A 24,596-nucleotide genomic window follows, 5' to 3' on the forward strand; every position below is an offset into this window, starting at 1 on the left:
GTTGGAGTCGGAGTTTCCGTCGGAGTGGGCGTCGGAGTTTCCGTTGGAGTCGGGGTTTCAGTTGGAGTTGGAGTCGGGGTTTCAGTTGGAGTTGGAGTCGGGGTTTCAGTTGGAGTTGGAGTCGGAGTTTCCGTCGGAGTGGGCGTCGGAGTTTCCGTTGGAGTCGGGGTTTCAGTTGGAGTTGGAGTCGGAGTTTCCGTCGGAGTTGGTGTTCCCGTTGGAGTCGGAGTCGGAGTTGGTGTTCCCGTTGGAGTCGGAGTCGGAGTTGGTGTTCCCGTTGGAGTCGGAGTCGGCATTTCCGTTGGAGTCGGAGTCGGCGTTTCCGTTGGAGTCGGAGTTCCCGTCGGAGTTGGAGTCGGAGTCGGAGTTCCCGTTGGAGTCGGAGTCGGAGTTCCCGTCGGAGTCGGAGTCGGGGTTCCCGTCGGAGTCGGAGTCGGGGTTCCCGTCGGAGTGGGCGTCGGAGTTTCCGTTAGAGTCGGAGTCGGAGTTCCCGTCGGGGTGGGCGTCGGGGTTCCCGTTGGAGTGGGCGTTGGAGTGGGCGTTGGAGTGGGCGTCGGGGTTGGAGTTGGCGTTGGAGTTGGCGTCGGAGTTGGCGTTGGAGTTGGCGTTGGAGTTGGCGCGGTAATATTAACGCTGAAAGTTCCTAAACTCGTAGCAGCTACAGGATTCCCAGCAGTATCTTTAACTTGATTACCTTGCAGATTAATACTGTAAGTTGGATTATTATCTGCAATATCCCAACTTCCCCCAGGCGGAGTAAATGAATAAGTAGCTGTCCGCGTCAAGCCATTAGTATTAGTATCAACACTGACAAAGTTAACAGGAATACCACCGCCCGACCAATTGATTAAAAAGTCAGAACTGTCTAGAGTTGTAATATCGATCGCACTATTATCGTTAAAAGTAACAGTAAAAGCTTGAGTGGTTCCCCCCGCCACCGTAATATCGGCAATAGTCGTCGGGCTGACAGTGGGCGCAATGCCATCAATTACTATTGCCTTATTTTGGCCCAACGAATTAGTTGCACCCGGATTCGGCAAAGTCAAGACAGCATCAGCATTAGTCAAATTCTTAATAGTACCGCCGTTGAGAGATAAGGCAGTTGTCGAGGTATAGTCTAAGTCGATACTGCTATTGCCGGCTGTTACTGTGTAATTAAATGTCAGAGTATTGCTGCCGCTGCCGCTGGCATAATTAATGACAGTACCTGTACCGCCTGTGGCTAAGGTAAGCTGTGGCGTACCTGCAACAGTAACTGGTTGACTGAATGTGACGGTAATGGGAATTGTTGCACCGATCGCGTAGGTTCCATCTGCCTGAGTTGATGTGATATTAGTAATAACAGGTAATGGACTAACTGTAATGCTGGCTGTTTCGCTGGCTGTACTAAAAGGACTAGAAACCCCATTAGTTTCTAAGTCCCCTGTCACATCTGCCGTGTCGCCGTTAGTGCCAGTGATTCTATCCCAAGCATTGAAAGTAATGCCGTTAGTAACTGTTCCGGTGTAGTTGCTATTGGGAACAAAACGGAGGCGAGTTGTCGCGTCTGCTGCTAACAAACGGGCAGTTGTAGCCGTAGGAACAGTAGTAATATTGTTCCAATTTGTGCCGTCTATCGTATACTGCCAACTGCCGTTTGTAGTATCTAAATTGGTGAGGGCGATGCCTCTCGGACGCAGGGAAATGGAGTCGTTGGGGTCGGTGATGCTGCTGCCGATAATAGCAGAAATTAATGTACCGCTATTGTTGGTTTCGTTGACGTTAATCGCTGTTAAATTAGGCGTGCCCGAGTTGTCTAAAACAGGGGAATTGTTGACTAGGACGCTGACTTGTGCTGCTGAGGTACTGTAACCGTCGGTAGTTGTGTAGGAGAATGTGTCGAGGCCGTTGAAAGTGGGGTTAGGAGTGTAGACAATGCTGCGTTTGGGGTCGATCGCGATCGCATTGACTGTATCATTCGCATTCGGGTTGAAAGTAGCATCTGCTGTACCGTCGCTGCTGTTCAACCGGGCAATATAATTGCGCGGCTGCCCGCCGATATTGGTGAATAAGCCCCCTACTACTGGGTTGTTATTAGCATCGATCGCGATCGCCCTGACATTACTATTGGCAGCGGGGTTAAAATTAGCATCGGCTGTACCGTTGTTATTCAACCGGGCAATATAATTGCGGGGCTGCCCGCCGATATTGGTGAAATCGCCGCCTACTACTGTGCTGTTAGTTCCAAGAGCGATCGCCCAGACATTACTATTGGCAGTGGAGTTAAAAGTAGCATCTGCGGTGCCGTCGCTGTTATTCAACCGGGCAATATAATTGCGGGGCTGCCCGCCGATATTGGTGAAATTGCCACCTACTACTGTGCTGTTGGCATCAAGCGCGATCGCCCAGACATTACTATTGGCAGCGGGGTTAAAAGTACCATCTACAGTGCCGTCGCTGCTGTTCAACCGGGCAATATAGTTGCGCGGCTGCACGCCGATATTGGTGAATAGTCCCCCTAATACTGTGCTGTTAGCATCAAGCGCGATCGCATAGACACTATTATCAACAGCGGGGTTAAAAGTAGGATCTGCTGTACCGTTGCTGCTGTTCAACCGGGCAATATAGTTGCGCGGCTGTCCGCCGATATTGGTGAAATCGCCCCCTACTATCGGGTTGTTGTTAGCATCGATCGCGATCGCCCTTACAGCAGCATCCGCGTTGGCGTCGAAAGTGGCATCTGCCGTGCCGTCGCTGCTGTTCAACCGGGCAATATAGTTGCGCGGCTGCCCGCCGATATTGTTAAAAAATCCTCCTACTACTGGGTTGCCGTTGGCATCGATCGCGATCGCCCTGACAACATTATTCGCATTAGGGTTGAAAGTAGGATCTGCCGTACCGTCGCTGCCGTACAACCGGGCAAGATAATTGCGCTGCTGCCCGCCGATATTCGTGAAATTTCCTCCTGCATAAATCCAGTCGTCAACAGTAACAGTGCCGCCTGTTGGTTGAGTAACACTCTGCACTCTCAGTGCCTTTGTGCCGCCCGTATCGTTGTTCAGGACTTGAATTTTAATATTAGGAGTACCGACGGTTGTTACCGCATTGTCTGGAGTAGCAACAGGCAAGTCATTAACAGCTATCCTGCCCAAACGAAATGTAGCGCTTCCCTGATCGGTATTGTCGCCCAAAAATAGGAAACTCGGCAATCTGTAGGGATTGAAAGGTAAAGTAGGTGAACTTTGATTGGGGTCAAACAGGATTTCACGCAGCAGCCCTGTTAGGATTGGAGTGGCAGAATTATTTGCAAAAAGTTGGTAAGTAGTGCCTTGTACTTTCAGGACATAATTGTTATTAGCAGCGGTATTAAAATTAACTGTTTCAGACTCTTGAAAATTTGCTGACTGACCGAATATTCTGCCATTTTTAAAACCCAATTCTAAACCGTTCAAGCCGTCGCTGCTAATAGCTGTGACACTAAAACCCGCGCGGTTTGGGTTGCTAGTTTCTGTGGGAATTGCTGCATTAAAAGATATCGTATAACCAGCCGTGCGGTCTAGAGTGGCGGTGGTGAAAGGCGACAATATCGCTGGAGTCTGATTCGGAAGCAGCGAGGTTGGATTGTAATTGGTGTAACCCGCGTAGCCAGCAGGGCTATTGGGAGGGTAGATGGTGGCAGTATTGATGCCCGTTCTGTTTGGCGTAAACGCACCCGCAGCCAGAGAAGGAACAAAAGGTAGAGTTGTCGAAGGTAAGGGTATCTGTCCGTAAGCAAGGGAAGTGCCGCTGGACGTGCCTATACCGCGGGGCGTTCCGGCTGGAAGGTTGGTAATCGCGTCGTAGAGGGTAATGTTGGGCATGATGTATCTAAAGGTAGATGACTTGGCTGAGTTTTAGAAGCCAAGCCTAACAAATTTACTGATCCGTGTCAGCGTTTTTGTACCTGCTGTCAAAATAATTACGCAATCTTTAACTTTGGCGGAATTCTCACACCACTAAAAAAACGATCGCCCTAACTGGCATAAAGTTAGTGCGATCGCGGTACTATGAATCAGCTATTTATCTATCAGACTCGGCGCGGAATTTTTACGCATTTCCACCAAGATTGTTACAAGACTTCACAGAAAGAGGGGAAGAGTAAGAGATGCGGAAATTTTTGCTTCTAATAACAACTGACTAATGACAACTGATAACAGTCAACAGTCAACTGACAAAAGTTTTTGAAACACCTCATACATATCCTCAGCCAACTTTTTAGGATTCCACAAAGGTGCGAGATGTTCTGGCTGTTTAGATTTTATTAAATGCTCTTTCACCGCATTTCTGAAACCAGCATCGCGGCCAAACTTAACTCCCCACTGCGTATATTCCTCCCAACTCCACGCTGCACCAACATCAATATTTGCACTTTTGAGAAAAGCGTAACCCATGCGCGAAAGATATTGGTCGCCGGAGCGAGTTACCACGGGCAAATTCGCCCACAAAGCCTCTAAATTGTGAGTCCCGCCGTTGTAAGGATAGGAATCTAAAAGCACGTCGGCTACATAATAAATAGCGCGGTGTTCTTCTTCACTTCTAGTTTGCCCTATAAACTTAATCCGACCAAAATCTACTCCCTGAATTTCGCATTCTTGGCGGTAAGTGCTGTGAATAACATCGGGGTCGCCTTGACCTTTGCGGATTAACACACTCTCTGGTACTTCCTTAAGGATTGTAACTTGAGCTCGTACCATTTCTGGATTGGTTTTTCTCCCTGGCGCAACGCACAGATAAGTCATTTGATCTAAGCCAATTCCGAGAGCATTTCTAATCGCCTCTCGATTCACAGGAATGCTTTGCAGTGCGCCGATTGCTACCGAACCTGCAGGCAGTCTTACTAACTTTTCTAAGTAATTTTTTTCAACACCAGGGGGGTGAGTGTGTTCGTCGCACAGAAAGTAGTGATTATCTGAAATGTAGGGTGCGTCGAATCCCAGCCAAGAAACGCAAATCCCCGCAGGATATTGATACAGCACTTCCACATTTGTGGGCACTGTCATCGAGTCTAAGTCTATCAAAACATCCAAGTTGTCTTGCGCTACTTCAGCGAAGATTTCACCGCCATCAGCAAAGCCGTTTGGATATTTTTTAGGCCAGTAAAACTTGCCCGCCATGTCTTCAAACCGCTGCGTAACTTCATCTCGGTGGAGTTTCCCGGTGACGTAAAGGTGAACGTGGGGGGTGATGTGGCTTAATTCGCGTATTAAAGCTTCGCTGCACCAGCCTACTGAGTGGCGGCGGAAGTGTTTGGAAAGGAAGCCTATTTTTAAAGGACGCTGTTCTTTTGTTTGGTAATTTGCTAGGTTGATTCTGTTAATCTCCTGGCGCTTAGGGACGGCTTTTTGGTAGTATTCTTTGGCAATTAGTCTGTAGAAGCTGGCATTCTTTTCGCGGTTGTCTCGCAGGTGAGAAACTGCAAACAGGAAGATTTCGTAGAGTAGTTTTAGTTCGATCACGCTAAAGGTTTCGACCTTTTCGTAGCATAGTTTCTCGATTTCTTCGAGTTTCTGAATTGCCTGTTTGCTGACACCTGATTGCAGGTAGGAAAAGACGTAGGCTGTAGCTGACATGACTGGGGCATTTTCGCCGCAGTTTTCGCAGTATTTGTCGGCTACGCTACGGGCTCCAGCGAGGTTGGTGGAATGGCTTAGCAAGTCGCACAGTTGTTGGTAGGCTTCGCTAAATTTGGGGTTGCATTGGATCGCTTTTTCAAAATTGGCGATCGCCTCCAATGGCTTATCTTGTTTCTGAATGTGTCCCATCCGGCAGTAAACCTCTGCCCAACTCGGTTTTAATGCCAAAGCTTGCTGATAGCTGGCTAGAGCTTCTTCGAGCCGCCCCTGCATGGAAAAACAACTGCCGAGGTTAGCGTGAACTTCCGGCCAGTCGGGCTTAATTTTCAGAGTATTTCGGTAATTAGTAATTGCTTCGTCGTACTTGTTTTGCTGTAAAAAAGAATTGGCTATATTGAAGTGCAAAACTTCTAAATGTGGCTTTAAAGCTACAGCTTTCTGATAATAAGCGATGGCGGCGTCGAGATTGCCTTGTTGCGATCGCGCGCTGCCGATGTTACCGTAAGCTTCTGCCCAATCCGGTTTAATGGCGATCGCTTTTTCGTAGCATTCGATGGCTTCATCGCGCTTTCCTTGGCCCAAAAGTCGATTACCTAAGTTAAAGTGGAAGTCTGCACCGACTAGCTGCGGGTTGAGTTCGGAGGTTCTTTTAAAACAGGCGATCGCTGCTTCGATGTTGCCGTGTTGGTGATATACTTTCCCTAAATTCCAGTGAGCTCCCGCTAAATCGGGACTCAGGGCGATGGCTTGCTGGTAATGGGCGATCGCTTCTTCCAAACGCCCCATTTTGAAATACATACTGCCGATATTGGCGCGCACTTCCGCAAAATTTGGCTGCAATTCTAGGGCTTGAGAATACGATCGAATTGCAGCTTCAGTTTTGCCTCCTGCTTGCAAAGCATTGCCTAAAGTGACGTAAGCGTAGATGAAATCCGGTCGAATTTTTAGCGCTTGCTGACAAGCTGCGATCGCCTCTTTAATTTTACCTTGAACTAAAAAGTCTTCGGCGAGTTTATTGTACGGTTCTACTTCTTGAAAATTGGCAACTTGTCCGCTATCTGGAACATTAATCGAGGTAACTTGTTCGGAAAGTTCGGCGGGGTTTGTAAACGGAGTATTTAAAGTCTCAGTGGTGGGCGCTGCCGGCAAATTGATACTCGAAGGCTGCAAGCCGTAGCCTTCATCTTTGTTGACAGATACTGGTGGCGATTCCCCTGATTCTGTTTCTAATTCGATAAAGTTGCTGTCAGTAGCGACCAGCTCTTTTTGTGCGATTAAACTCGATAATTTGTCAGCAGCGCTGGCATCTCCCGGTTGCTGTTGCAGCACTTTTTGATAGCAAGTAATGGCTGCCTCTAACTTTCCTTGCTGCTGCCAAACACTGCCCAGCATCATATTGACAGAACACAATTGAGGATTAATTACCAGAGCTTTTTGGTAATAATTGGCTGCCTGTTCCAATTGCCCTAACTTGTAATACATACTACCGAGATTCGCGCTGGCTTCAGCAAATTCTGGCTGAATTTCTAAAGCTTGCAAGTAAGCTTCTATTGCCATCTCCAGCTTTCCTTGACTGTGCAAGGCATTGCCCATTGTCAAGTAAGCGGCAGCAAAATTAGGTTGGAATTTAAGAGCGAGATTGCAAGATGCGATCGCCTTTTCAAATTCTCCTTGCAAAACATAAACTTCCGCCAACTTTTTATGAACTTCTGCATCTCCTGGATTAAACTCTAAAGCTTTCTGATAGTTCTCGATTGCGCCACCGAGATCACCTCGCTCTTTCAGCCAATTTCCCTTTTGAAAATAATCTCTCACTGCCTCTAAACCTACTAAAGAATTCCCGATCATTTGCTCTGCCACTCTTACAGGTTTTACACTAATACTATTCAGCCATTCTACCCACTATCGGGATCGCACAGACCAAGTACACCCTCGATTTATATATTCTACCTGCTGTCTCAGATGATTTTCAGCAGTTGCGCCACCCGCACCGCTGGCCTCATTTAAAACTCCGACTATCGCCTCTAAAAACCGCCTTGTATATCCCTCCCAATCTGCGTTGCCCGCCCGCTTCCAATTAGTTATCGATGCAAAATTTTTCACCCCTGACATTGAAACTAGACGGGCAAATCCAGCAGTTGTTTCCGGCAAAGCTGCCAATTCACTCGTCACAATCCGGCAACCGCAGGCCATCGCCTCCATCACGGCAATAGATGAGGTTTCTAAATAGGTATTCGGGTAAGCTAAAACCGCGACTGAACGCAGTTGCCGGACGAGTTCGGGTTGCGGTAAGGAACCGACGTACTCGACGCCTTCTGTTTCCTGACACTGGTGGTAAAGTTGACCGAAAAAAAGCTGTTATCATTGTCGTCTATTTGGTGTAATTTAATGCTTGAAGATACTTTTAATCTGGTTCCGGGGACAGCTTGACGAATTTCGGGAAAGACTTTTAACAAAATATCAAGTCCGCGAAATGGAGTGCGGGTGTAAGCTAGAATGGGTGGTCGAATTTATGATCAAGGATAGAAATATTATCAGCGAAAATGTTAGCAAAACAATGTGCGATCGCATTTTTCAAAACAAAACTGCGATGGAATCAACTCCCAAAGCGCTGGCAAAATTGCTCGCGCTGCCAGTCGCTGACAAATACAAAGACATCGCAAGCATTGATTTATCGCTCATTCTTAAAATTTTCGAGAAATACAAAGCCGGGTTCGTTATTGATCCACAAAATTAATTTAGTTTGTCCCCCCAAAAGCCGCTTAACTTCTAGCGCTTTGCCGGCTATATTAACTATAACTAAAAAATCAAGTGATCGCAGCAATTATAAATTTGATTTGTCTCCCACCCTGCGCCTGCAATCAACACCGTGCGACATCCCCGACTCCGAAGTACTGTTGAGCAAAAATACCTTGTTTCCCTGTGCAGCCAACGCCTCAGCTAAGTAACAAATAGCCGACTGAGTGCCGCCCAAAGGTTTGCAGTAAGGAGTTTCAATATTGTAATCCCAGGTGTAGGTATCGAGAAAGCCGATTTTCATTCAATGGTATAATCTTAAAACTATTAAGGAGTACCGAACATGACCACAGAACAAGATCCCGTAAAATTGATGAAACAGCAAGTCGGCTTTGCTGCTGCCGATCGCGTAAAATCTGGTATGATTGTCGGACTCGGCACCGGGTCAACTACAGCTTATACTATTCAAGCATTGGGCGATCGCATAAAATCAGGTGAACTCAAAGATATCAAGGGAGTGCCGACATCTTTTCAATCAGAAGTGTTAGCCAAACAGTACGGAGTACCGCTGACAACATTAGATGAAATTGACAGAATTGATGTGGCTATTGACGGCGCTGACGAAGTCGATCCCCACCTCAACTTAATTAAAGGTGGCGGCGCAGCCCACACCCGCGAAAAAGTAGTCGATTACCTAGCCACTCAATTTATCGTAGTAGTTGACAGTTCTAAAATCGTAGATAAACTGGGTTCGACTTTTCGCGTCCCCATAGAAGTTATACCGATGGCATTAACACCCGTGATGCGCGCCATTGAAAAATTGGGTGGCAAACCAGAACTCCGCATGGGCGTGAAAAAAGCAGGCCCCGTAATTACCGATCAAGGTAATATGGTAATTGATGTCAAATTTGATGACATTGCCAACCCCGGAGAAATGGAAAAAAGCTTGAATAACATTCCCGGTGTCTTAGAAAATGGTTTGTTTGTAGACTGTACAGATTTGGTTTTAGTCGGCGAAATCCAAGACGGAAAACCCGTAATCCGGGAGATTTCTAAATAGTCAAAACTGCCACACGGGCGTTCAAAAACTCTTGGTGGAACAGGCATTTTGCCTGTTCAGGAGAATTCTGCAATATGCGAGTTAAGCTGTTGGGCATCTAAATTGTATTTTTAGGGCGGGCTTTCGGGCCCAACCCCTACTCCCCACAAGACTTTTCTTAAATTTGACTATACAATTTAAATGCACTTGGGCTTACCTTGACTTTGATTGTCAAAATTCCGGGGTTTAAACTCCTGTATGGCGGAGAATATTTTTAGGGTGGTTTATAAATCTCCATCCTAAAAACCAGGCGATTCATCTGTCAACTGTCAACTGTCAACTGTCAACTGTCAACTGTCAACTGTTTATGATGCAATATCGCAGATTCGGTCGCACAGAATTATCCATGCCCGTCTTTTCCTGCGGTGGCATGAGATATCAGTACAAATGGCAAGACGTGCCAGCCAATGAAATTCCACCAGCCAACCAACAAAATCTAGAAGCGACGATTAGCTACTCGATTGAATGCGGCATAAATCACATAGAAACTGCTCGCGGTTACGGCACTTCCGAAATGCAGTTGGGGCGAATTTTGCCGAACTTTCCCCGTGAAAAATTGATAGTGCAAACGAAAGTTAATCCCAAACCAAACTCCCAAGAGTTTCGCGAAGAATTTGATAAATCCTTAGCTTATTTGCAACTAGAATACGTCGATTTACTGTCGCTACACGGCATTAATACATGGGAATTGCTAGAGGATTCTATGCGTCCGGGCGGCTGCATGGATGTGGCGAGAAAGTTGCAAGCAGAAGGCAAAGTTAGGTTTATTGGTTTTTCCACTCACGGCCCGACGGATGTGATTGTCAAAACAATTGAAACTAATCAATTTGATTATCTTAACTTGCACTGGTACTACATAAATCAAAGTAATTGGCAGGCTATAGAAGCTGCTAAACGTCACGATATGGGGGTTTTTATTATCAGTCCTTCCGACAAAGGCGGTCAACTTTATAGCCCGTCGCAAAAATTGGTAGATTTGTGCTATCCGCTGAGTCCGATGGTGTTTAATGATTTGTTTTGTTTGTCGCATCCGCAAGTACATACTTTAAGTTTGGGCGCCGCCAAACCTGAAGATTTTAACGAGCATATTAAAGCTGTAGAATTGTTAGATAGAGCCGATGAAATTTTGCCACCATTGTTAGAAAAGTTAGAAAAAGCAGCCATTGATAAATTAGGAAAAGATTGGTTTAAGACTTGGCACGTCGGTTTACCAACTATCGAAAATACTCCCGGAGGTATTAATATTTATGTGATTTTGTGGCTGTGGAATTTGGCGCAGGCTTACGATACGATCGACTATTGCAAGATGCGCTACAACCTCTTAGGTAATGCCAGTCACTGGTTCCCCGGCCAAAAAGCCGATCGCCTCGATGAATTAGACTTGCGCCGCTGTCTAGCCCACAGTCCCCACGCTGCTAAAATTCCCGGTATTCTTCAAGCAGCCGATCGGCTTTTTGGGGGCGAAGCCATCCAGCGCTTGTCCCAAGAATAATCAAAAAAAACCCGGTCTCGAGACAGAAACCGGATTAGTGAACCGGAGCACGTGAGTTAGTTACGCGCACACAATTAGCCTATACTTGAGAAACTATCACAACCATCGCCCATCCGTCTCATCCATTCGGGCGATACCACTTTTTTTCTCAACTCACTCCCATTTTGCTTTGATCTGAGATAAAACAGTTAATAATTCACTTAGGTACTTTTTATGACTCTCAAACGCCGAGATTTCTTGTATTTAGTGACAGCCACCGTCGGAGCTATTACCGCAGGTGCTTGCCAAGCGTCAGGAAATAATGTACCGCAAGCAAGTCCAATTGCAGAAAGTCCCAAAATAGCCCAAACCCCCGGGCCTTTTACACTGCCACCTCTGCCCTACGAATACAATGCTTTAGAACCGCACATCGATGCGCGGACAATGCAATTTCACCACGACAAACACCACGCCGCTTACGTTAAAAACCTCAACGATGCTGTCAGTAAATACCCGCAACTCAAAAATATCTCTGCGGAAGATATGCTGCGAGATTTGAGCCAAGTGCCGGAAGATATTCGCACAACCGTGCGTAACAATGGCGGCGGGCACCTAAATCACAGTATGTTTTGGGAAATCATGGGTCCCAACGGCGGCGGCGAACCCACAGGGGCACTTGCAACAGCAATTCAGCAAAATTTCGGCAGTGTTGACGATTTTAAAACAAAATTTAACGATGCCGGCGCCAAGCGTTTTGGCAGCGGTTGGGTTTGGCTAGTCCGCAATAAAGCTGGCAAACTTGAGATTACAACTACGGCAAATCAAGACACTCCTTTCATGGAGGGCAACTATCCAATTATGGGTAACGATGTTTGGGAACACGCTTATTATCTCAAATACCAAAATTTGCGTGCCGACTACTTAAAAGCTTGGTGGAATGTTGTTAATTGGGCGGCAATTAACAAGCGCTACGAAAAGGCTATCGGGTAGTTTTCAATTAGATGAAATACAGGACACCGCCGATGAAATACAGGACACGGCAGTGCCGTGTCCCTACTAGCGCACGGGACGCTCGAACTGCTGTACAACTTTCCGCAAATAAACGCAGTGCCGCGCCCCCTGACTCGTCGGCGTTGTGAATGCTTCGACTGACTCAACTGTGCCGCCCAAATGCTCGATCGCCCTTTGCAACTCGGTTTCTTCCTCCACCGTCCAATTCCCTCGGTAAAGTACAGCTAAACCGCCATTTTTCAGTAGAGGCAGCGCGGATTTAGCGCAGAGGGGAGCGGCTCCCACTGCTCGGAGAACTGCTAAATCGTAAGCTTGTTTGTGCTGTGGCTGTCGGGCAATTTCATCGGATCTGCCCAACAAAGTCGCCGCATTTTCTATCCCTAAAGACGGCACAACTGTTTCCAAAAAAGTAATTTTTTTGCGAGTAGAATCCAGCAAAGTAACTGATAAATGCGGCAGGGCGATCGCGATCGGCAACCCCGGAAAACCCCCACCAGTGCCAATATCAATAACTTTATGCACCGAATCTAGGGGCAATTCGCTATTTTTTTCTGCACTGTTATTAGCTGGCAGCAGTCTCGTAATTCCCCGCAGAGAATCCCACAAATGTTTTTCCCAAAACTCCATCGGCTCAGTAATTCGAGTTAAATTCAAGGAGCGATTTCCCTCGACAATTAACTCATAAAGCAGCTGAAATTTTTGTTGCTGCGACTCATCCGGCTGCCAATTCAGCGTTTTTTGCCACAAGTCGTTCATCTGGGGCAACATAGGCATTGTAATCTGATTCATCTTCTATTCCCACTCTTTTGTAAGCTCTGCAAATTCTCTGTACTTAAAAATGCTTCATAATGCGGTAGACCCACCCGCACTAACTAATGACTAATGACTACTGACTAATGACTAATGACTAATGACTAATGACTAACAAAACTCGTTTCCTTAGCTTCTAATTTAGCCCGATCGACCTCCTGCAAATCCCCGTGGTCTAAAGTCCAAAATTTATCGGCTACACCCAACAAATCGCTAGCATCGTGAGTAACAATCAACAAAGTCCAGTGACTTTTCAACTTACTCAACAAGCTTACCAACTGCCGTCGCATCGACCAATCCAAACCCGCCGTCGGTTCGTCCAAAAGTAGCAAATGCGGCTGCCGAATTAGCTGCACCGCCAGGGCTACCCTGCGCTGTTGTCCGCCGCTCAAAGCGTGGGGGGAAGCGCGCAGAGGCAAATGTCCTAGTCCCACTTCTGCCATTGCTGAGTTAATTTGTTCTTGTCCCAATTCAGGATGACCCAACCGCAATTCTTCTAAAATTGTGCCTCCGCAAAAATGCCTTTCTGGAAACTGGAACACTAAACCTCCTAACTGTTGCAAGTGTTCTGGTGTTAATTCTTGTTCCCGCCAACGGATGTCGCCGCTAGTTTTTTCCGCTAAACCTGCTAATATTTCTAATAGCGTACTTTTGCCAGAACCGCTGCGACCCACAATCAGCCCCATTTGCTGCGAGGGCAGTTCTAAGTTAATATTTTTCAGAATAGGATTCGGACAGGCGGTAGGATGATATACTAAGTTTTTTAGATAAAGCATTAACGGCAGTTGTTAGTTGGCAGTTGGCAGTTGTTAGTTGGCAGTTGGCAGTTGGCAGTTGTTAACAGTCAACAGTCAACAATCATAAAAATAGTTATTGTTGGAGCGGGGAACTTCTGGTTGTGCTATTGATAGTTAAGGCTGTTTTTGGCTGGGGCCGATCGCACACAATTATTTTACATAAATCTTTACAAAATTTTCCTTTTTTTTCAGGATTGGCGTTTGATTTTTTTGTTGTTTCATGGTATACTTTAACAATGGAAATCTGTCGTTTAATATATTAGAAGTCACACTTCCATTATTAAAATATACCTCAAAAACCACAAAAAGTCAAGCAAATTTCGCTCTTTTTTTGGTCGCGGCCCGAAAGCCTGAAAATTTAACTCTCTTGTTTCTAGTTTACAGTATATTACATTGAGAGAATTGACGATGACGAAAACCCCTTTAGCATCGCTGGGCAAGCAAATGTTAAGTTCTAAACAGACAGTGCGGGCGATCGCCTGTGCAGGAGCGATCGCCTGTGCAGGAGCGATCGCCCTCAGCATCTGCATTAACTCCGCAGTAGCGGGCGATCCCTTTCGCAGCAGCAACCCGCAGGCGATCGGGCCCAACACCGAAACCGCTTTCAAAACAATGTTTCAGCAAGGAAACTACAAACAAGCAAAAACTCAAATTCAAGAAGCACTATCAACCGAACCCAACGAGCCGCTAGCCTATGCAATGGCCGCCTCCCTCTCCTACATCGAGCAGGACTTACACTCGATGAATTCCTACGCACAAAAAACCCGCGAAGTCGGCGAAAAATTGGCTAAAACTAATCCATTGCGCGGCAATATTTACACAGCAGCAGGTCACTTTCTAGAAGGGGCGAACATTATAGCCAAAGAAGGAACAGCCAAAGGCGCGCCCCAAGCGTTGAGTAAATTGCGAGTAGTATTTCAATACCTAGATGCCGCCGATAAAATAGCGCCCAACGACCCCGAACTCAACCTGGTCAAAGGCTACATGGACTTAATTTTAGCCACAAATCTGCCATTTTCTAACCCCAACGAAGCCATTCAAAGACTCGAACAAAAAGCCTCTCCTCGCTACTTAGCTTATCGCGGCATGGCAGTAGGATATCGAGACTTAAAAAAGTACGATCGTGCTTTAGAATTTGCCAACAAATCGCTAGCTGAAACGCCAAATAATCCCGAAGTTCTCTATTTAAAAGCACAAATCTTGTTTTCCCAATCCCAGGGAAAAGACAGCAACAAAACCTTACTTGAGGAAGCTCGAAAACACTTCGACGCAGCCTTAGAAAAACCCAACCAACTGCCGCGCAGTTTAGTAGCCGAAATCTTCTTTCAGCAGTGCAGAACCCGCAACCGTCTCGACAGCCAATCTCGCGCCTGCGACCCGATGCGCGATAAAATCAGAGATGCAGATGGAGTCTGGGGGCCGGCGGCCTTACCACCACTATAAAAACACCAAAAAACTATGCAAGTAGAGTTTCGCGAGTTTAACCCCTTTGACCTCTGGATTTGGCTGAAGTTCAGCAACGTGCCTTCAAACGGTGAAAAACAGTATGTTGAAGAAGTTTTTGACTCTTGGTTTTTCTTGGGAAAACTGGGAGGATTTAATGCAGAAAATTTGCAAGTTCAAGATGAAGGCTTAGATATCAGTCAGATGAATTACGATGTTAATCTAGCCGACCAAAGCATGATGGCTTTGATGCACAATATGGGAGAAATGGAGTATCAAGGTTCTTGGGCTCGCTGCTGGTTTGATTTGGGTACTAGCGATGCAATTGGCCTCGATGTCTTGATTAATGTTTTCCAGCAACTCAGCAAAGAATTCGTAACCATTGAAAAACTCATTATTGGCGGGGAAAATAGAAACTGGCCCGTTGACACCAGTCGCCGTCGAGAGACTTTTGCCGCCGATAATTAGTCATTAGTGATTACTCATTAGGGGCGGATTCTACTCGTTACTACGCTCTGCCTGCTAACACATATCCAAAGGATCTGCCTCCTATTTTGCTGCTCCGAAAGCGAGGCAGAGCCTCTGGACATTGATTTCTAGGCAGAGCCTAGGAACCAGTTAATGATTGATGACTAATGACTGATGACTAATCCGAAAGCGAGGCAGAGCCTCTGGACATTGATTCCTAGACATAGCCTAGGAACCAGTTAAGGATTGATCACTAATGACTGATGACTAATTATGGAAAAAGGTAAAGTTCGCGTAATTGTTTTAGGATTAATTCAATCGGGCGATCGCATTTTCGTGTCAGAATGCGAAGATCCGGTCAAAAAAGACACATTTTACCGCGCTTTGGGCGGCGGCGTAGAATTCGGAGAACACAGCATCGACGCTTTGCAAAGAGAGTTTCAAGAAGAAATTCAAGGCGAGTTGACAAACATCAAATATTTGACTTGTTTGGAAAACTTCTTTGTTTATAATGGCCAAGCCGGACATGAATTAATACAACTATACCAGTGCGATTTTGTCGATGGCAAATTTTATGAATTGGAGAGTCTGGATTTTGCAGACGGAGATGGGGAGCATACTGCATTTTGGATGCCGATCGAGCGCTTTCGATCGGGCGAATTGCGCTTAGTTCCCGACAAATTTATCGACTACTGCGAAGGCTAATAACTCAACCAGTACCAAAAAATAAATACCTAATATGGGGGAATTAAACCTAAAATATTTGCCGTCGGGGCGGGTTTCACCTGAAATATTGGCGATAAATAACTAACAGGAGGAATAAACCCGCCCCTTCCTTCCGCCCCCCGCATTACCCGGATCTACCTTACACTAGGCAGAGTCCGCAACAGCTCATAGAGCAAAGAGTTGATAAAACCGAGGGCTATAGCACCCAGCAAAGCACTCCAAATTCCCCAGCGCAAGCGAAATCCATCCACTAGCCAAGCCGCCAATCCAAAGATAATCGCGTTAATAACAATTATCCACAAACCAAAAGTTACCAACACCAAAGGAAAACCCAAAACCACAAAAAGCGGCCGCACCAAAGCATTCAGCAATCCAAAAACCGCAGCCGAAATCATCGCTTTTCCAAAAGTGTCAATATCTACCCCGATGGGCAACTTGGAAATGATAAAAAAGCTCACCGAAGTAACTAGCCAAGCAATTGCCAGCGAAACGATATCCATGTGTTCATCTCCTTAAAAAAGCTAAACATTAAATCGGAACAACAGCACATCCCCCTCTTGTACAACATACTCTTTTCCTTCACTGCGAACTAAGCCTTTTTCCTTAGCTGCATTCATCGCGCCCGTAGCAACCAAATCTTCATATGCTACAGTTTCGGCCCGGATGAAACCCCGTTCAAAATCAGAGTGAATAACCCCCGCAGCTTGCGGTGCTAGCATTCCGGCGATAATCGTCCAAGCGCGAGTTTCCTTCGGGCCGCTAGTAAAATAAGTCCGCAAACCCAATAATTCGTAAGTAGCTCGAATCAGAGATTTCAAGCCACCTTCTTTTACCCCCAGAGATTCTAGGAAATCCGTTCGTTCTTCCTCAGATAACTCCACTAATTCTGACTCAACTTGTGCCGAAACTATGACAACCTTAGCATTTTCTTTAGCTGCTACTTCCCGCACTTGTTCGACATAGCTATTTCCCGTTGCTAAATCGTCATCAGATACGTTAGCAGCATAGATAATTGGTTTGTTGGTCAGTAATTCCAAACCTTTAACTAATTCAGCTTCTTCATCTGTGAAATTGTACTGCCGCGCCGGTTTCCCCGCATTCAAAACCACGACTAATTTTTCGAGTACATCAACTTCGGCCTGAGCTTCCTTGTTGTTGCGGGCCAGTTTGCGAGTGCGATCGAGCCTGCGTTCAATTTGAGCTAAGTCTGCTAAAATTAATTCGAGATTGATAATGTCAATATCTCGCTGGGGATCGACAGAACCCGCAACGTGAATAATATCATCATTGTCAAAACAGCGGACAACGTGGACGATCGCATCTACGGCCCGAATGTGAGACAAAAACTGATTTCCCAGTCCTTCCCCCTGACTCGCCCCCTTCACCAAACCCGCAATATCCACAAATTCCATCCGCGTCGGCACAGTTTGCACGGAATTGGAAATATTGCTCAGCACCTTCAACCGTTCGTCTGGCACTGCCACGATACCCGTATTTGGCTCGATCGTACAGAAAGGAAAATTAGCAGCAGTCGCCTTGGCATTAGCAACCAGAGCATTAAACAAAGTAGATTTGCCAACATTAGGCAGTCCGACAATTCCGGCAGTAAGCATAGCTATTTAGAAACATATCACTGTTTCAAAATATCATAAGGAATAGCAATATATCTGACTTGTCCCTTCTGACTTCTACAGCTAAGCTTGAATAAATATCTAACTTGAGGTAGATGGCTCAATGGTTAACAAGTGGTTAAGCAAAGTAACGATCGCTGCGGGGCTGTCGCTGCCCCTGTTAGCGCTGACAGCAGCTAGCGTTTTCGCTGAGGTGGTCAAAATTTCGGTGATTAACAACAGCGGCAAGACGATGACAGCCGTTTATATGTCTCCTCCCGATAAGGATACTTGGGGAGAAAACGAGCTAGAGGCCCCCATTGCCGATCGGGAAAAGGCAGATTTTGAGTGGGATCAAGCTGACTACGGTGGGTCGGATGCGGGCTGTATTTTCGATGTCAGGGCCGAATACGATGACGGCAAATGGACTGCTTTGGGTGCTGTTGACCTTTGTAAAGAGACTGCGCTCAACTTCAAGTAATCGATAATCTACGCAAAAACCGAGTTTTTTCAAGTCTGATATTCCACAAAAAGATTGGGGACTTGGGAGAAACCGGTTTTTGCGATCGACCTCACAAACAATCTTAAATTTGGCGATCAACTAAAACATAATTTAAACAGGTTCAGGGATTGTCTGAGGAATTGGCCCCGGCACTGTCTGAGGAATTGGAGATGGTACAGTTTCCGGCACCGGTTCTGGAATTGGCTGGGGAATTGGCGCAGGTACCGGTTCCGGTACAATGCCGGGAATCGGTTCGGGTACGGGGCCCGGCACTGGTGGCGATGCCGGTATAGTCGGCAGCCCCGGTTCGGTACTGGGAATCTGCGGGCCGGGAAATGGACTAGGGTTGGGAAAAATCACGGTAATTATATTAATAACTCGATAGAATCAGCGTAGATAAAAAACTAAAAATACGACATCTATCTAAATAGTGAAAATTTATTAAAGTTGATATTTTGCACCATTTTAAATCAGCTTTTGGAGTAGACGAAAGCAACCGGGTTTATCTGTATTTGATTTTTTATGCTGACGGAAAGCAATTTGGTCACAGCCCCCCGGTACAGGCGGTGAACCCTTGAAAAAAGCGTAACGTACTCATCACGTGCGATCGCTGCAGCCCGTGGGAGCAATTCTCAAATCTCAAATCTCAAATCTCAAATCGCGCAATCCATCGTCCTCCGAAAAGCCTTGCCAGCCTGTGGTTTTGCACGACACCTAGCCAAAAGTACAGGTTATGTCCTGTACTTACGGCCAGTTGGGAGCTGGCCTTTTGGCTAATTTAAGACTCAACTAAAAGCTAGGAAATTTTTGGGGATTATTCTCTTACGATTGAACCTAACATCTTACCAGTCCACGAGGTAAAGAATGAACACCCTAGAATATACATTGCGTTTTAAAGACAATTCGGTGCTGAAAGCTCGCCCACTCGACACATCACTATTATCTCCCGATCAAATCCTCAATTACAAAGCCGGAGAGGAAATTTTTATCAGTGCGTACACCCCTAATTTGCAAGGTAAGTATATTCGGGTTTATCTCGATGAATTTGACAGTTCCTCAGTAGAAACAGCCCCGAAGCAATATTACTGCATTGGCGATGATGTTGAAATTTCCTTAACTGCTGTTTCGCGAGGCGAGTCAGTAGCTCAACATTACCCGCCGGTATTGCCTCCCAAAGTCAATTTAAAAGTCACTTACCATTCTCAACTTAATAATTTAGAAAATCCTTATGGGGCTTGCAATGTAACTTCCCTAGCAATGGTACTCAAGTTTTACGGGGTAGATTATCGCACGAAAGAAGATATTAACAACGACGTACAGCTTGAAGACATACTTTACCAAATAACTTTAGATTGGGATGCCGAATATGGGTTCGGCGGTGCTAATTGTAGTCGCCATCAGCCACAATTATTGATGCGACTGCTCCGAGAATCTGGTCAAAAATATGGTGACGGCAAGCTTCAAAATTCTTACTTTAAGAACGTGACCTCAGAGCAGGAAATCAAACAGCATTTAGCGAAAGAAAACCCAGTCATCGTTCACGGTTATTTCACGAATTCCGGTCATATCATTGTCATCAAAGGTTATGACGATGCAGAGGGGGTTTGGATCTGCAACGATCCCTATGGCAAATGGCTAGGTTATCAGGGTGGATATGACAATAACGCTAGCGGTGGAGATGTTCGCTACACTTATTCCGACCTTCGAGCTGTTTGGGATGTGGGTGGCGAGAGTTGGTGTCATTTTCCTGTTCCTTAATATTGTTAATAGCTAATTCTATTGTGCCGATCAACCACTGGCATTTAGCTATTAATACAAATCAAAGTACGCTAATAAAGCAAGACAGTTATGGCAAAAAAAATTTACTCCCTGTTAGTCGGTATTGACAACTACCATCCCGCATCTTTGCAACCAATTTCTTCATTAAAAGGCTGCGTTAATGACATTAACGCAGTAGAAGCATATCTCCGAGACCGAATTAATTCATATAGCGATTGGCAACTAATAGAACCCAAAGATCGACCCTGGAAACTCTTAAATCAGGATGCCACTCGTCAGGCAATTATCGAAGGCTTTCAGAAGCATTTGTGCAATGCCGACAGCGATGACATTGTGCTGTTATACTATTCAGGTCACGGTGCCCAAGAAAAAGCACCAGAAGAATTTTGGGAATTAGAACCCGACCATCTCAATGAAACATTAGTTTGCTACGACAGTCGTACAGAAGATATCCGCGATTTAGCAGATAAAGAATTACGTTACCTTATCTCTAAAGTCGGAGAAAAAAAACCGCAAGTTCTGGTTATTTTAGACTGCTGTCATTCCGGTGCGGGAACCAGAGATTTATCAGCAGAAACAGGAGTGCGGCGATCACCTGTAGACGAGCGCGATCGCCCCTTAAGCAGTTTTATTTTTGCTGATGACCAAACAGCATTAAAGGAAATGTTAACTTCTCCTGTCAATCTGGAAAAGAAGACGACAGGCGTAGTATTGCCAAAGGGAAAACACATCATGTTTTCTGCCTGTAGAGACTACGAACTGGCAAAAGAGTATCAAGTAGAAGACGGTCAACACAGAGGAGCTTTTTCTTACTTCCTCATGCAAGCATTGCAGCGGACAAATGGCAATATAACCTATCGAGATTTAGCGAGAAATATTAACGCACTGGTGTGTGGAAAAGTCAAAGAACAGTCGCCGCAAGTGGAAGCAACGAATCCAAAAGAGTTAAACAAACCTTTTTTGGGCGGAGCAATTAAAGAACGTCCTTTTTACTTCACTTTAACTCACAGCCAAAATCAGAATAGTTGGGTAATTGATGGAGGTGCTCTCGACGCTATTCCTAAACCCTCGGATGGCGGAGATACATTATTAGCCTTCTTTCCTGCAGGCAGCACAGCCGAACAATTGGGCCAACTTTCAGCCGCATTAGGTGAAGCGAAAATAACTCAAGTACAGCAGCAACGCAGCAAGGTAAAAATTATTACTGGCAATGATCAACTATCAAAAACAGAAAGCTATTGGGCAGTAATCACCAGCTTACCTTTGCCACATTTAAAAATTTATATCAAAGGCGATGAAGGTGAAATCGCAGGTGTAGAATTAGCGCAGCAAGCACTGTTAACCGCAGCAGCCGGCAACCAGCCTTCACTGTACATTTGTCAAGTAGAGGAATCCAAATCAGCCGATTATCATCTATTAGCTAAAAACGGTCAATATTGGATTCTCCAGTCTGAAGACGATCGCCCTTTAGTAGCCCCAATCCCCGAAGAGATTGAAGAGGCAGGTTACACCGATCGAAATGCTTTTGAAGCGATCGTTCGTTTAGAACATATAGCCCGCTGGCGTAACATTCTGAATCTTTCCAGTCCCGCTACCAGTAGCATTAACAGCGATGATGTGGAAATGGAAATTATCCTCCTCTCTGGACAGCAAGAGTCTTCACCGGAGGAAGGAGATGGAGATATACCATCATCAGAGATGCGCGTTGAGTACACTTATGAAAATGGCGAATGGCAAGCGCCAACTCTGCAAATTAAACTGACAAATCACAGCAAGAAAAAGCTTTACTGCAATGTCCTCGACCTTTCAGAAAGTTTTAATATCGAAGTACCATTTTTTGAGTATACAAGCAGCCTTATCCTGCAACCAAAAGGAAGCGAAGGCTGCACAGAAATCGTCAGCAATCCAATGAATTTTCAAGTACCAGACAGATTTTTTGAGCGAGGTACTACTGAGTACAAAGATATCTTGAAATTAATTGTCAGTACCGCCGAATTTGATGCAAGTTCTCTAGAACAAGATGGATTAAATCCTCCTCCTGCCAATCGTGCGATCGCGGGAAGTCAAGGAACTCTCGATCGTTTAATGCAGGGAGCCCATACCCGCGAAGCAGTCAAGGCTACAGGCACTTACGATAATTGGATGACGAAGGAAGTCGCGATTACAATTGTGCGACCCCTGGATGCTAAATCAATTACACCTAATCGCAGCACTTTCTTGCAAAATGGTGCTGTTGAAGTGCAACCTCATCCGCAGTTAAAAGCAAAAGTAAATCTGACAACTGTACCGCAAGCTAGCAGAGATTTAGGGAATTTGATTTTACCTTCAATTTTGCGACAACAGCCTCGCATTACTCAGTCGTTTTATTTTACTACTAGCCGAGGTACTGACCCTGGTTTAAGTGCTTTTGAGTTAAGCGATGTCGAAGATTATACGGTTGTAACGCCAGAATCTCCTCTCAAATTATTAGTTAATACCGAATTAGACGATAACGAACATCTTTTGCCTTTTGCTTACGACGGTGAATTTTTCTTGCCATTAGGACGCGGGAAAAAGGTTAGCGACAATAAGGTAGAGATTACACTAGAACGTTTGGCAAAACCAACATCAACAGTTAACAGTCGCAGCTTGCAAGGTTCAATTCGGATTTTTATGGAAAAAGTAGCCCATCAAAAACTAGGCAGACCTTTTGAGTATCCGATTTTGGCTGTAGCCGATGTTGACGATACTGGTAAAGTTACTTACGACAAAAATCTGGAGATAGTTAAATCAAAAGTAACAGAAGCTCGGCGAATTATCCTTTACATTCACGGAATTATTGGCGACACTGAAAGTCTGGTTCCCAGCGTTAAAAAAGCTGTAGTTGAAGTTGACGGTCAGCAGCGTTCAATCAGAGAACTATATGACCTAGTTTTGACATTTGACTACGAAAATATCCACACGACAATTGAAGAGAATGGGCAGCTTTTAGGAAAGCGACTGCAAGAGGTAGGTTTGGGAGAAAATCATGGCAAAGAGTTGCATATTGTCGCTCACTCTATGGGAGGTTTGGTTTCGCGGTGGTTTATCGAACGTAAAGGGGGAAATCAAGTCGTACAGCATTTAATTATGTTAGGTACGCCTAATGCTGGTTCTCCTTGGCCAACCGTACAGGATTTAGTTTTCACACTTCTAGGTATCGGATTAAATCAACTTTCAGAAATCTTTTTGCCTACGAAAGTAGTAGCTCAATTGCTGGAATATCTAGAAGAAAATGATCGCGCACTAGACCAAATGCAGCCAGATTCCCAGTTTCTCAAAGAACTTGCAGAAAATCCAGATCCCGGAGTTCCTTATACAATTATTGCAGGCGATCGCTCGATTGTTGCCAAAGCTAAAGAAGTCGATCCAGACAAGAAATCTAGTTCGATACAGCGACTGGTACAAAAGCTGTTTGGTAACAGTGTAGATCGAGTTGTAGATTGGACATTTTTCAGTCAACCTAACGATATTGCCGTTACTATTGCCAGTATCAAAAGCGTCAAAGGCGATCGGACTCCTCAACCCAAAATATTACTGCCAGATGCCGCGTGCAATCACTTGAGCTATTTTACAGATAAAGCTGGGTTAGATGCTCTAGCAATGGCACTTTTTTCAAGCTCAAATAGCAAGCTCCAGCCTCCAACAGAATCTAGTCTTTCCTAAATAGCTGAAGAGTAAATACACGGTTTAAAATAAATCGACGTTAATCAAATGTAACAGGGGTTAATATGAATCACGAACGCGAACCAAATTTATTTACTGATGAAGAAGCTTCTCCTTTTAAACAATTTTTTGACTTCAAAAAATTTCGGAAAACACGAAAAGCGATCTTGTCTGGAGATAAATTATACGAATGGAACATTAAAGAACTACGCGATCGAGGTTACTTAGCTCCTTTATACTTCAATATTCAGGAAAGCGTCTTTGTCGCTTTACCCAGTGTGGTTATCATAAAAATTATTGACTGGCGCTACCCTAAGCCACCAGATGCCTCTGATGATTGGGAGTTGTTTCAAGGAACATTTGGCGCTCTTTGTGCTTTTGTCGCTCCTTTTGTACTCACTCTACTTGCTTCTATTCTGGCAAAAGCATCGCTCAAGAAAAACGATTTGTCACCTTCTAAGATAGACAGAGCCAGGAAAGCCTATCTTTATTTTGATGGAGCTTATGGATTATACTTGCAAGGTTTACTTTCTCTAGTAACTTCATTATTAGGTTGGGCAATTTGGATGAGCGGTCAGGAAAATTCTCAAGAACCAATATCCTCAGAAATTGGTCTGATACTCCTGTTGTTTTTCCTGGTTTTATTAGCGCTTCAATCAAAGATAACCTTGTGGAATATACCAAGACAACTCTTTAAAATTAATGGTTATTCAGGGCAGAGTTCACCTTGGTTCAAATATTCATATAATCTTCTGCTTGCTGTACCAGCAATTACTGTTGTTAACTTAGCTTTTCTTGCATTTTTATCTGGGATATTAACAGTATTTATGATGGCTATAAAACAAAGCTAGGAATTTTAGTCGTCGAGG

20 protein-coding genes and 1 pseudogene are annotated in these 24,596 nt (G+C 45.1%); 11 read left to right on the forward strand and 10 right to left on the reverse strand.

The window, feature by feature from the left end; translation table 11 throughout:
• The 4 genes and pseudogenes from QUA24_RS11485 to QUA24_RS11500 form a co-directional block, all read right to left on the reverse strand.
• On the reverse strand, window positions 1-3,839 hold a 3,839-nt coding region (locus QUA24_RS11485), incomplete at its 3' end, for a choice-of-anchor Y domain-containing protein (RefSeq protein ID WP_333229705.1).
• A 336-nt stretch (window positions 3,840-4,175) separates the two neighbouring features.
• Window positions 4,176-7,451: a tetratricopeptide repeat protein gene (locus QUA24_RS11490; RefSeq protein ID WP_333229708.1), complete on the reverse strand. Its 3,276-nt coding sequence runs from the start codon at window positions 7,449-7,451 to the stop codon at window positions 4,176-4,178.
• Window positions 7,452-7,493: 42 nt separating this feature from the next.
• On the reverse strand, window positions 7,494-7,763 hold the full coding sequence (locus tag QUA24_RS11495) for a hypothetical protein (protein WP_333229710.1): 270 nt from the start codon (window positions 7,761-7,763) through the stop codon (window positions 7,494-7,496).
• A gap of 18 nt (window positions 7,764-7,781) precedes the next feature.
• A pseudogene (locus QUA24_RS11500) lies at window positions 7,782-7,865 on the reverse strand (hypothetical protein); the annotation flags it as partial.
• 118 nt (window positions 7,866-7,983) lie between these two features.
• Here QUA24_RS11500 and QUA24_RS11505 point away from each other — a divergent pair.
• On the forward strand, window positions 7,984-8,328 hold the full coding sequence (locus QUA24_RS11505; protein WP_333229712.1) for a hypothetical protein: 345 nt from the start codon (window positions 7,984-7,986) through the stop codon (window positions 8,326-8,328).
• 87 nt (window positions 8,329-8,415) lie between these two features.
• On the opposite strand, the gene QUA24_RS11510 is transcribed toward QUA24_RS11505, so the two are convergent.
• Window positions 8,416-8,631 carry a hypothetical protein gene (locus tag QUA24_RS11510; protein WP_333229714.1) on the reverse strand — a complete coding sequence of 72 codons (216 nt, stop codon included), beginning with the start codon at window positions 8,629-8,631 and terminating at the stop codon, window positions 8,416-8,418.
• A gap of 39 nt (window positions 8,632-8,670) precedes the next feature.
• Here QUA24_RS11510 and rpiA point away from each other — a divergent pair, with 39 nt between their 5' ends.
• From rpiA to QUA24_RS11525, 3 genes are all read left to right on the forward strand, one after another.
• Entirely contained in the window at window positions 8,671-9,387 is a 717-nt protein-coding gene (gene rpiA / locus QUA24_RS11515) for a ribose-5-phosphate isomerase RpiA (RefSeq protein WP_333229716.1), read from the forward strand.
• 346 nt (window positions 9,388-9,733) lie between these two features.
• Window positions 9,734-10,918, forward strand: a complete 1,185-nt coding sequence (locus QUA24_RS11520) for an aldo/keto reductase (protein WP_445242607.1) — start codon at window positions 9,734-9,736, stop codon at window positions 10,916-10,918.
• 213 nt (window positions 10,919-11,131) lie between these two features.
• Window positions 11,132-11,887, forward strand: coding sequence for a Fe-Mn family superoxide dismutase (locus tag QUA24_RS11525; RefSeq protein WP_333229718.1), 756 nt, complete (start codon window positions 11,132-11,134; stop codon window positions 11,885-11,887).
• A 66-nt stretch (window positions 11,888-11,953) separates the two neighbouring features.
• On the opposite strand, the gene rsmG is transcribed toward QUA24_RS11525, so the two are convergent.
• Entirely contained in the window at window positions 11,954-12,697 is a 744-nt protein-coding gene (gene rsmG, locus QUA24_RS11530) for a 16S rRNA (guanine(527)-N(7))-methyltransferase RsmG (RefSeq protein WP_333229721.1), read from the reverse strand.
• A 125-nt stretch (window positions 12,698-12,822) separates the two neighbouring features.
• Window positions 12,823-13,494 (reverse strand): energy-coupling factor ABC transporter ATP-binding protein, encoded by a 672-nt coding sequence (locus QUA24_RS11535; RefSeq protein ID WP_333159808.1) that lies wholly within the window; start codon window positions 13,492-13,494, stop codon window positions 12,823-12,825.
• A 429-nt stretch (window positions 13,495-13,923) separates the two neighbouring features.
• Between QUA24_RS11535 and QUA24_RS11540 the strand changes: the two genes are divergently transcribed.
• The 3 genes from QUA24_RS11540 (at window position 13,924) to QUA24_RS11550 (ending at window position 16,131) form a co-directional block, all read left to right on the forward strand.
• Complete coding sequence (locus tag QUA24_RS11540; protein ID WP_333229723.1) at window positions 13,924-14,958, forward strand: Sll0314/Alr1548 family TPR repeat-containing protein; 1,035 nt, start codon at window positions 13,924-13,926, stop codon at window positions 14,956-14,958.
• 15 nt (window positions 14,959-14,973) lie between these two features.
• Window positions 14,974-15,426: a DUF3531 family protein gene (locus QUA24_RS11545; protein WP_333038358.1), complete on the forward strand. Its 453-nt coding sequence runs from the start codon at window positions 14,974-14,976 to the stop codon at window positions 15,424-15,426.
• 273 nt (window positions 15,427-15,699) lie between these two features.
• Window positions 15,700-16,131: an NUDIX domain-containing protein gene (locus QUA24_RS11550; RefSeq protein WP_333229725.1), complete on the forward strand. Its 432-nt coding sequence runs from the start codon at window positions 15,700-15,702 to the stop codon at window positions 16,129-16,131.
• Window positions 16,132-16,286: 155 nt separating this feature from the next.
• Here the strand turns inward: QUA24_RS11550 and QUA24_RS11555 are convergent, their stop codons facing one another.
• Window positions 16,287-16,652: a phage holin family protein gene (locus QUA24_RS11555; protein ID WP_333030414.1), complete on the reverse strand. Its 366-nt coding sequence runs from the start codon at window positions 16,650-16,652 to the stop codon at window positions 16,287-16,289.
• Between the two features lie 21 nt (window positions 16,653-16,673).
• Entirely contained in the window at window positions 16,674-17,765 is a 1,092-nt protein-coding gene (gene ychF, locus QUA24_RS11560; protein ID WP_333159815.1) for a redox-regulated ATPase YchF, read from the reverse strand.
• 121 nt (window positions 17,766-17,886) lie between these two features.
• Between ychF and QUA24_RS11565 the strand changes: the two genes are divergently transcribed.
• A complete protein-coding gene (locus tag QUA24_RS11565) occupies window positions 17,887-18,243 on the forward strand; it encodes a hypothetical protein (protein WP_333229728.1) in 357 nt (118 codons plus the stop codon).
• A gap of 132 nt (window positions 18,244-18,375) precedes the next feature.
• Here QUA24_RS11565 and QUA24_RS11570 read toward each other — a convergent pair whose 3' ends face one another.
• Window positions 18,376-18,624 carry a gamma-aminobutyric acid A receptor, epsilon-like protein gene (locus QUA24_RS11570; protein WP_333229730.1) on the reverse strand — a complete coding sequence of 83 codons (249 nt, stop codon included), beginning with the start codon at window positions 18,622-18,624 and terminating at the stop codon, window positions 18,376-18,378.
• A gap of 504 nt (window positions 18,625-19,128) precedes the next feature.
• Between QUA24_RS11570 and QUA24_RS11575 the strand changes: the two genes are divergently transcribed.
• From QUA24_RS11575 to QUA24_RS11585, 3 genes are all read left to right on the forward strand, one after another.
• On the forward strand, window positions 19,129-20,022 hold the full coding sequence (locus tag QUA24_RS11575) for a C39 family peptidase (RefSeq protein ID WP_333229732.1): 894 nt from the start codon (window positions 19,129-19,131) through the stop codon (window positions 20,020-20,022).
• A gap of 90 nt (window positions 20,023-20,112) precedes the next feature.
• Window positions 20,113-23,727 carry a caspase family protein gene (locus tag QUA24_RS11580; protein WP_333229734.1) on the forward strand — a complete coding sequence of 1,205 codons (3,615 nt, stop codon included), beginning with the start codon at window positions 20,113-20,115 and terminating at the stop codon, window positions 23,725-23,727.
• Window positions 23,728-23,792: 65 nt separating this feature from the next.
• Window positions 23,793-24,578, forward strand: coding sequence for a hypothetical protein (locus tag QUA24_RS11585; protein WP_333229736.1), 786 nt, complete (start codon window positions 23,793-23,795; stop codon window positions 24,576-24,578).
• Window positions 24,579-24,596: the final 18 nt, after the last annotated feature.

It is taken from the genome of Microcoleus sp. Pol12B5, assembly GCF_036701335.1.
Taxonomy (GTDB): domain Bacteria; phylum Cyanobacteriota; class Cyanobacteriia; order Cyanobacteriales; family Microcoleaceae; genus Microcoleus.